Here is a 9066-nt window from a genome sequence, read left to right as displayed (position 1 = left end):
CAGACTCCGAACTCAAAAATGCAGCGTGAACCGCTTCGACGCCAAATCAGAAGCGGACAGATGATGTGCTACCAAAACCGGACATCTTGATTAGCTTCCGACATCGGCGGGTCAAGAATTGGTGAAGCCCGGCGCGAACGCGCCCCTTCATTATCAGCGAATGTTCACCTATATGTCTCGATCCATCCGAGAAAAGGAATCCGCAAATGACGGCAAAACAGCCCCCGCACAGCTATGACCCGAAGCCCGTTCTCGATCTCATCGTCAGCATCGAGGCCGACCTGCAGCGCCTGAAGGGCCTGGTCGAGCAGCAGGTCGAGAAATTCGATCCCGCCAACCCGCACAACAAGGCTCCGGACGGCAAGTTGACCGAGGAAGGCGTCGAGTGCTGCTACCGCATGTTCGACGAAGGCAAATCGCGCTATTCGGTCGCCCAGCAGATGAAGATCTCGTTCGCCGCCGCCACGCACCGGTTCAACAACTGGCGCAAGCTCGGTGGCAGCAAAAGACAGAGGGCGCTGTTGGGCTAGGAGTGATCGGCCGCAAGGCCAACTGCCAAGTCTCGGCGCCGTGACTCACCACACTTTGTAACGGTCACATTTTTTCGTTGGTGTCGCGCGGCTCTTTCCGTGCACATGGCCGGATCGCATCTTCGCAGGATCTCGCCATGACCACCCCTCCAGGAATTGCCGACATCCACGCCGCCGCGGCCCGGCTTTCCGGCCTCATCGTCGAAACGCCCTTGATCGAATCGCAGGAACTCAACAAGCGCTTCAACGCCCGCATCCTGTTCAAGCCGGAGACGCTGCAGCGCACCGGCTCGTTCAAGTTCCGCGGCGCCTACAACAAGCTGTCGTCGCTCAGCGAAGACGAGCGCAGCCGTGGCGTCGTCGCGTTCTCTTCCGGCAACCATGCGCAAGGCGTGGCAGCCTCCGCCGCGATGTTCGGCGTCAAGGCGGTGATCGCCATGCCGGCCGACGCACCGGCGATGAAGGTCGGCAATGTCCGCAAGCTGGGTGCGGAAGTGGTGCCGTTCGACCGTTTTCGCGACGACCGGATGACCGTGGTCCGCCCTTATCTGGACAGGGGCATGGTGCTGGTGCCGCCCTTCGACGACCCGGCGATCATTGCCGGCCAAGGCACGATCGGTCTTGAGTTGATACGTCAGGCGAAAGCGCTTGGCGTCAGCCTCGACGCGGTCGTCGTTCCCTGCGGCGGCGGTGGCCTGTCGAGCGGCATTTCCGTTGCCGTCAAGGATGCCTCGCGCGATACCGCCATGTGGGCGGTCGAGCCGGAGCATTTCGACGACACGCGCCGCTCCTTGGCCGCCGGCGCCAGGGTTTCCAACGAGGCCGGCTATAGCTCGATCTGCGACGCGATCCTGACCGCCGAGCCGGGCGTGATCACCTTCGAGATCAACCGCAGGAATCTCGCCGGCGCCATCGCCGTATCCGATCATGCGACGGCGCAGGCGATGCGTGATGCCATGGCCTACCTCAAGCTGGTGGTCGAGCCCGGCGGCTGCGTGGCGCTGGCGGCACTGTCTTCGGGCGAGATCGAACTGGCAGGCAAATGCATCGCCGTGGTGCTCTCCGGCGGCAATGTCGATTTCGGCACTTATGCGCAGATCATGGCGGCCGCTTAAGCGTTGGTGCAACAGGCCCGCCGCGATCCTAATCCAGCGTCCGCCTGAACCGCACCAGCGCAACGCCGGCAAACAGCGCCACGAACACCACCAGCCAGCCGATCTCGGTCGCCACCGCCGGGAGTTCTGCGCCCTTCAGCATCACCGCGCGGATGATGCGCAGGAAGTGCGTCAGCGGCAGTATCTCGCCAAAAATCTGCGCCCAGTCCGGCATGCCGCGATAGGGAAACATGAAGCCCGACAGCATGATCGACGGCAGGAAGAAAAAGAAGGTGAGCTGCAAAGCCTGCATTTGCGTGCGGGCGATGGTCGAGATCGTGTAGCCGAGCAGCACCAGCGCCAGCACGAAGATCAGCACGGCGCTCAACAGCAGCGACGTCGAGCCGGTGAAGGGAATGGCGAACAGAAGCTTGGCCGCCGCCAACACCACCACCACCTGCACGGCGCCGACCACCAGATACGGCAAAACCTTACCCAGCATGATCTCGAGCGGGCTGGAGGGCATCGCCAAGAGGTTCTCCATCGTGCCGCGCTCGGTCTCGCGCGTCAGCGCGATCGAGGTCATCATCACCATCGTCATCTGCAGGATGACGCCGAGCAGGCCGGGCACGATGTTGTATTGCGAAATGCCTTCCGGGTTGTAGCGCCGGTGCACCACCACATCGAGCTGTCCCTTGGCGGCCTCGGCGGCGGTTTCCTGCGTACCCTGGGCCCTTCGCAGCGCCTGGCCGGCCACGGTGCCTAGCGTCGATATGGCGCCGCTGGCGACAGCCGGATCGGTGGCGTCGGCCTCGATCAGGATCCGCGGGTTGTCGCCGCGCTCGACGCGTCTGGCGAAATCGGCGGGTATGGTGACGACGAAAGCGACATCGCCGCGCGCCATCAGGAACTCTGCCTCCTCGGCACTTTGGGCGACATGGTCGAAGCGGTAGTAGCCGGTGGTCTGCAGCGCCGCGACTATGGCGCGGGTGTAGGGGTCGCTGCTCGTCGCCACCAGCGCGGCAGGCAGGCTCTTCGGATCGTTGTTGATGGCATAGCCGAACAGCACCAGCTGCATCAGCGGCACGCCGAGCATCATGGCGAAGGTGATGCGGTCGCGCCGCATCTGGATGAATTCCTTGATCAGCAGCGCGCCAAGCCGGGCGAAGGAAAAGACGCTGTTCCTCATGCCATGTTGTCCTTCGAACCCGACATGAACTGGATGAAAACATCCTCGAGGCTGGTCTCGCCCGGCGCCACCTTCACGCCCTTGTGCTCCTTCTCGACATCGGCAAGGGCTGCCTCGAGCTTCTTCTTGTCGGAACCGACGACATGCAGCGTCGCGCCGAACGGCGCCACCTGATCGACACCGGGGCGGCCCTGGAGCGCTTCCGCCACCTGGTCGAGACGCGGGCCTTGCAGGACGAAAGTGGTCAGGCCAGCGTTTTTCACCACCTCGGCAACGGTGCCGGTGGCAAGCATCTTGCCGTAGGAGATATAGCTGATGCGGTGGCAGCGCTCGGCCTCATCCATGTAGTGGGTGGAGACCAGCACGGTCAGCCCGCCGCTGGCGAGGCGATGGATCTCGTCCCAGAATTCGCGCCGCGCCTTCGGGTCGACGCCGGCTGTCGGCTCGTCGAGCAGCAGCAGCTTCGGCTTGTGCATGATGCAGGCGGCCAGCGCCAGCCGCTGCTTCCAGCCGCCCGACAATGTGCCGGCCAGTTGGTTGCGGCGCGTCGTCAGGCCAAGGTCCTCCAGCGTCTTCGCTACATGCTCCTCGACCGGCTTCAGCCGGTAGAGCCGCGCCACGAATTCAAGATTTTCGCCGATCGTCAGATCCTCGTAGAACGAGAATTTCTGCGTCATGTAGCCGACTTCGCGCTTGATGCGCAGGCTGTCGGTGCGGATGTCGTAGCCGAGCACCTTTCCTTCGCCCTCATCCGGCGTCAGCAGGCCGCACATGATGCGGATGGTGGTGGTCTTGCCCGAGCCGTTGGGGCCGAGAAAGCCGACGATCTCGCCTTCGGCGACCGTCATCGTCACATGGTCGACGACGGTCTTGTCGCCGAAACGCTTGACCAGGCCATGGACGTCGATGGCGTTCATTTTCCGACGTCCGCGAGATCGACGTCGACGATCTGGCCCGGCTGCAGCGGGCCTGCATCGCCCTGCGGCCGCGCCTCGACCAGATAGACCAGCTTCTGCCGGTTCTCCAAGGAGTAGATGACCGGCGGGGTGAACTCGGGATCGGGCGAGATGTAGCTGACCCGCGCTTTCACGTCCGGACCGCAGCCGTCGCAGCGAACCGTGAGCAAGGTGCCGACCTTCACCGAGGAGAAGGCGCTTTCCGGTATGTAGACACTGAGCTTCACCGCGCCGTCGGGCAGGACCGAAATGACAGGCGCCGTCGGGCCAGCCGTGTCGCCGGGATTGCGGATGACATCGTTGACGCGGCCGGGAGATGGCGCCGCCAGCACCCGTTTCGACAGCCGCCATTGCGCCTGTTCCAGCTCGGCCTGCGCCTGCTTGACCTGATTATCGGCGGCCTTGATCGTCTCGGAACGAGCCGGCAGGCCGCCGACGGCGAGATTGGCCCGAGCCTGGCCAACCTGCGCATCGGCGGTCTCTAGCGTCGCGGAGGCGGTGTCGTAATCGGCCTGCGTGCCGGTGCCGCGCTTGAACAGATCGGCGGCGCGGTTGTATTTGCGCCTGGCGTCATCTGCCTGCGCCTTGGCCATGTCGAGCTGAGCCTTCAGCGCCGCGATTTCTTCCGGCCGCTTGCCAACCTGCAGGTCGGCAAGCTGCGCCTGCGCCTGCGCCAGGCTTGCCTGCGCCTGCGCCACGGCGATATTTGCATCGGCACTTTCCAGCGTCACCACCACCGTGCCGGGGGTAACGCGGTCGCCGCGCTTCACGGCGACGGTTTCGACCTGCGCCACCTCGATCGGCGCCAGCAGTACATAGTCGCCCTCGACATAGCCGACGGCGAGCGGTGCCGCGGGAGCGCAGGCCCCGAGAAGCTGCGCGGCGAGCGGCAGCGAACACAAAAAGCTCATGGTCTTTGCCCCTTCATTTCTCGGTCCTTCATCTCTTGGCCCTTCCTGGCGGCCAGAATGGCGCTGAGGTTGTCCGCCGTGACCGCCACCACCTTGGCGGCTTCGGTGGCGCCGATGTCGCCCCAGCCCATGCGGCGCATCACCGCTTCGCGGCCGATGCGGAAATAGACGACCTGGCCGATCAGCGTGAACACGGTGAGCCTGGTTGCCTCGCTTTCGGCGGGCTCGCCCGTCGCCTGCTCCCAGAGCTGGCACAGGCGGCGATGCGTCGGTTCGAACACGCCGTCATAGATGCGGTCGAGTGCCGCCGTCGGATGCGAAAGCTCGCGCAGCACGAACTGTACGATCTCGCCTGCTTCCGGTTGCGCCACGACGAAGCCGACCATCCGCTCCAGCGCCGCGAAGAGTTGCGTCCGGGCGGCCTCCGGATTGTCGGGAACGGACGCCTGCGTATTGCCGAGCGCCTGGCCGGCGACCAGCTGGATGGTCTCGACGATATAGTCGGCGGCGGCCGCGCGAAGGCCCTCCTTGCCGCCGAAATGATAGGCGATCGAGCCGATATTGGCTTGTGCCTCGGCGGCGATCTCGCGTGTCGAGGTTCCGTCGAAGCCTTGCCGTCCGAACAGTTTCAGCGCCGCCCGGACGAGTGCCGCGCGCGTAAGCTCGGCGGGAGACGTCTCGCGGCGGGAGCCTTTGATGTCCGGCGTCTTGACCATCAACACACTTTAATCAATCGATTGATTAAGGTCAACTTGCCTGCACGATCGTCTTGCCATCGCTGGCGGCAAACGCTTTAGTGCGCGGCCATGGGCAAGGAAGTCGAACGCAAATTCCTGGTTTCCGGCACCGCGTGGCGGGATCTGGCCGAGGCAGACATCCGTATTCGCCAGTTCTATCTTGCCGCGACACCCGGTCGAACCGTTCGCATCCGCATCAACAATGACGCCTCCGCCAAGCTGACCCTCAAATTCGGCAGCAGCGCGCGCGAGCGCGACGAGTTCGAATATCCGATCCCGCTCGCGGAGGCCGAGGAGATGCTGGCCTTTGCCATAGGGCGTGTCATAGAGAAGACACGCCACCATGTTAGGCACCGCGGCTACCTCTACGAAGTCGATGTGTTCGGCGGTCCGCTTGCGGGACTTGTGGTCGCCGAGCTGGAAACGCCGGAAGACGTAAAGGACGAAATGCTGCCAGACTGGCTCGGCCGTGAGGTCACCGGCGAGCAGAAATTCTACAACGCGTCGCTCGCCCTCGGGGGGATTCCGGAGATCGCCGCATGAGCTTTCGCATTGATCCGCGCCTGCCGCTGACCGGCGAGGTCAGGCGTATCCTGGCCGAGGAAATCGGCAAGGCGCTGCTTCATCTCGATGCGGCGCGCAGCCGGCCGGAGCAGGCGCTGCACAAATGCCGCAAGCGGCTGAAGAGCGTACGGGCCTTGCTACGCCTGGTTCGTTCCGGGGACGAAACATTCTGCACCACTGAGAACCAGTGCTATCGCAATGTCGCCGCGCCGCTTGCCGGACCGCGCGAGGCGACGGCGCTGATCGAGACCATCGACCGGCTGGCGGCGAGCTTTGCCAAGGAGAGCGCCAACGGCGGGCTCGAGGCCGTACGCGACAGGCTGATCGCCCGCCAGCACGAATTGCATGAAAGCGCTGGGCTCGAAGCGGCGATCCACGCTGCTGCGGCCGCTTGCGCGGACGGCGTCAAGCGGATCGAAAGCCTTGCCTTGCCGGACCAGCCGGAACAGGCAGCCGACGTTCTTGCCGAAGGCGCGCGCAGCTGTCTGCGCCGCGCCAGGAAGGCGCTCGACAGGGCTGGGTCGCGCGGCGCGGCCAATGACTTCCACGATCTGCGCAAGGCGGCCAAGACGCACGGCATGCATTTGTCGTTGCTCGGCAGGCTGTGGCCGACACCGATCAAGGCTCGCCGCAAGGCGGTCGACGAACTGGGTGAACGGCTAGGCGACCTGCACGATGTGCTTGTGATGCGCGCGCTTGTCCTGGCCGATGACCAGCCGCTCGGCGCGCCTGAGGACACGAGGCTGCTGGGAAAGCTGCTGAAACGGTCGGAGAAGCAGCTGAAGAAGAGCTGTCTCGCCAAGGCGGCCGATCTGTTCGGCGACAGCCCCAGGCGTTCGACGCGAAAACTGGCCCGCAAGGCACGCGACGATCTGGCCGGCGCGGCGGTCAGCGGGGACGCCGGCGCTTCCGGCTGATCGTGTAGCGATGTGAGCGGTTTTAGCCTCGCCGACGGTCCTCGCTGGCGCCACCCCCCAAATCTGCTGGCATTTGTCGTGACGCTGTCTATGGCGACCGTGGAACGACAAGACCGTCGCCGGGGCGAGTGGCGGATCTCCCGCTATGCGGGCATGGGTTTCCGCGTCCTGGCGGGTTGCTCGTGCGCCCGCGCACCGGCATCTCGCGGATGCGGACCGATCGGCATGATCGCTTCAAACGGCGTCGCGCCAAAGGCAAACGTCCATTTGTAGCCGACCAATCCGTCCTCCGGCGTGGTGTGCTGGTCGTGATGGGCGAGCAGTCTGGCGCGATCGGCGAGGTCCTCCGCCTCGCGACGCACCATCTCCGCCGTCTCCGGCCGCATCCGCCTGCTGAAGCTGACGAAGCTCGCCTCTTTCTCGATATGGGTGATGGCCCAGCCGACGAAGTTCTTGTTGGTCATTTCGAACAGCGGCCGCAGCGGTCCTTCGAAGTTCCACTGGATCGGCGTCTCGACCAGCAATCTCGCCGACAGACCACGCCCGAGCGCGACCAGGCCAAGTTCCTCGAGGTCGCGCAGATAGAGAAACATCGAGGCTTCGCTCAACCCTTGCGAGCGCATGACGCCTTCGGGCGTGAATTTCTCCGACAGCATGACGAAGACGAACAGCAGCGCCGGCCGACCGGCGAGCTTGCGCTCGATCTCCGGCGCAATGTGATTGACCGGCCCCGGTCCCCGGTTCATCGAGCCGAGCACGTTTTCCAGCTCGACGCCGGCGGCCGCGCAGATCTCCATCAGCCGGTCGAGCTTGCAGTTGCGCTCGTGGAAGATGCGCTTCACCGTCGGCTCTGAAACGCCCATGCGTTCGGCAAGTTCGCGATAGGTGACGCCCTTCGCCTTCAGCGCGCGCTTCAGCGCCTCGAAGATCAGACCGTTCATGGGATGCACCTCTTGTGGACAAGTTGGTATCGATTTTCGATACTAGCGCCAATCAGGCTTTCGGAAAAGTATCGAAAGTCATAGCTCTCCGCCACCATCACAGGAGAACAGCCATGAAACTCTTCATCGCCTCAGCGTTTCTCGCCATCACCGGCATCGCGGCGGCTCCGGCCGCCCACGCCAGCGAACTCTGGCACGCGACGGGCCTCGAACAGCCGGAATCGGCGCTGTTCGACGCCGCCAACAGCCGCATCATCGTCTCCAACATCGTCGGCAATCCGGGCGATGTGGACGGAAACGGGTACCTCTCGGTGCTGTCGCTCGACGGCAAGATCGTCACACAGCACTGGACCGATGGCATGGACGCGCCCAAGGGCATGGCGATATCGAACGGCAAGCTCTATGTCGCCGACATCACCAAAATCCGCGTCGTCGATCTCGCCAGCGGCAAGCTCGTCGCCAGCATCGCGGTGCCGAACGCCGTCTTCCTGAACGACATGACCGCTGATGCCGCAGGGAAGGTCTATGTCACCGACATGCTGGCCGATGCTATCTACCGCATCGACGGCGACCGGCCGGAACTGTTCGTCAGGGATGCGATGCTGGCTTCGCCCAACGGCATCGTCGCCGATGGCGACCGGCTGATCGTCGCCTCCTGGGGCAAGGGCATCAAGCCCGATTTCAGCACTGCGGAGCCCGGCGGGCTGCTGTCGGTCGGCCTCGCCAGCAAGGCGGTTTCACCCTTGCCGGGGGCCCAGAATTTCGCAGACCTCGACGGCGTCATCACCATCGGCGGCACCATCTACGCTACCGCCTACATGACCGGCACGCTCTACCGATATCGTGCCGGCAGCGCGCCGGAAGCAGTGGCGCATTTCAAGCCGGGCAGCGCCGATATCGGCACGGACGGCAAGTCAACCATCTTCGTGCCGCTGATGATCGAAGGCGAAGTCGCGGCGCTCAAGGTCGACTGAAAACTCTAACCTGGCCTCCCGATTTGGAGGACCCGCTCCATGACGCTGCCGTTAAAGCGGTTCATCGTTTCACGGAAACGGTGAACCGCTTTAACTCTTTGTTTCAACGTAATTCCGGACGGAAAACCGTTTCACACTTTTCCTGGAATTGCTCTAGGGGTTGTTGAGAATCAGGATTCCACTTTCGCCCTTTGAGTGATTCAAGCCTCATTTTGGAGGCTTTGATGATTCGAACGGTTCTGACGGACGAGCA

Annotated in this window: 10 protein-coding genes; 5 read left to right on the top strand and 5 right to left on the bottom strand. The window is 63.9% G+C overall.

Features of this window, described 5'->3' with window-relative positions; translation table 11 throughout:
• Positions 1–206 precede the first annotated feature (206 nt).
• Both NKI49_RS32805 and NKI49_RS32800 read left to right on the top strand, forming a co-directional pair.
• Complete coding sequence (locus NKI49_RS32805; RefSeq protein WP_027026873.1) at positions 207–530, top strand: hypothetical protein; 324 nt, start codon at positions 207–209, stop codon at positions 528–530.
• 137 nt (positions 531–667) lie between these two features.
• Positions 668–1645 carry a threonine/serine dehydratase family protein gene (locus tag NKI49_RS32800; protein WP_352608264.1) on the top strand — a complete coding sequence of 326 codons (978 nt, stop codon included), beginning with the start codon at positions 668–670 and terminating at the stop codon, positions 1643–1645.
• A 28-nt stretch (positions 1646–1673) separates the two neighbouring features.
• Here the strand turns inward: NKI49_RS32800 and NKI49_RS32795 are convergent, their stop codons facing one another.
• From NKI49_RS32795 to NKI49_RS32780, 4 genes are read right to left on the bottom strand one after another with little or no spacing between them, the layout of a single operon-like run.
• Positions 1674–2813, bottom strand: coding sequence for an ABC transporter permease (locus NKI49_RS32795; RefSeq protein ID WP_352608262.1), 1140 nt, complete (start codon positions 2811–2813; stop codon positions 1674–1676).
• On the bottom strand, positions 2810–3730 hold the full coding sequence (locus NKI49_RS32790) for an ABC transporter ATP-binding protein (RefSeq protein WP_352608260.1): 921 nt from the start codon (positions 3728–3730) through the stop codon (positions 2810–2812). Before NKI49_RS32790 ends, NKI49_RS32795 begins: the two co-directional genes overlap by 4 nt.
• Positions 3727–4680 (bottom strand): HlyD family secretion protein, encoded by a 954-nt coding sequence (locus tag NKI49_RS32785; RefSeq protein WP_352608258.1) that lies wholly within the window; start codon positions 4678–4680, stop codon positions 3727–3729. The genes NKI49_RS32790 and NKI49_RS32785 overlap by 4 nt, the downstream gene beginning before the upstream one ends.
• Complete coding sequence (locus tag NKI49_RS32780; protein WP_352608256.1) at positions 4677–5396, bottom strand: CerR family C-terminal domain-containing protein; 720 nt, start codon at positions 5394–5396, stop codon at positions 4677–4679. Before NKI49_RS32780 ends, NKI49_RS32785 begins: the two co-directional genes overlap by 4 nt.
• A 90-nt stretch (positions 5397–5486) precedes the next feature.
• Here NKI49_RS32780 and NKI49_RS32775 point away from each other — a divergent pair, with 90 nt between their 5' ends.
• Together NKI49_RS32775 and NKI49_RS32770 are read left to right on the top strand one after the other, a co-directional pair.
• Positions 5487–5960: a CYTH domain-containing protein gene (locus tag NKI49_RS32775; RefSeq protein ID WP_352608254.1), complete on the top strand. Its 474-nt coding sequence runs from the start codon at positions 5487–5489 to the stop codon at positions 5958–5960.
• The gene (locus NKI49_RS32770; RefSeq protein WP_352608252.1) at positions 5957–6898 is read left to right on the top strand and encodes a CHAD domain-containing protein; all 942 of its coding nucleotides are present in this window, start codon (positions 5957–5959) and stop codon (positions 6896–6898) included. Before NKI49_RS32775 ends, NKI49_RS32770 begins: the two co-directional genes overlap by 4 nt.
• 143 nt (positions 6899–7041) lie before the next feature.
• Here the strand turns inward: NKI49_RS32770 and NKI49_RS32765 are convergent, their stop codons facing one another.
• Positions 7042–7839 carry a helix-turn-helix domain-containing protein gene (locus NKI49_RS32765; protein WP_352608250.1) on the bottom strand — a complete coding sequence of 266 codons (798 nt, stop codon included), beginning with the start codon at positions 7837–7839 and terminating at the stop codon, positions 7042–7044.
• Between the two features lie 113 nt (positions 7840–7952).
• Here NKI49_RS32765 and NKI49_RS32760 point away from each other — a divergent pair, with 113 nt between their 5' ends.
• On the top strand, positions 7953–8813 hold the full coding sequence (locus tag NKI49_RS32760; RefSeq protein ID WP_352608248.1) for an SMP-30/gluconolactonase/LRE family protein: 861 nt from the start codon (positions 7953–7955) through the stop codon (positions 8811–8813).
• The last annotated feature ends 253 nt before the right edge of the window (positions 8814–9066 follow it).

Source organism: Mesorhizobium sp. M0587 (assembly GCF_040320945.1).
GTDB lineage: Bacteria > Pseudomonadota > Alphaproteobacteria > Rhizobiales > Rhizobiaceae > Mesorhizobium.
This window is presented reverse-complemented; position numbering and strand designations above follow the sequence as displayed.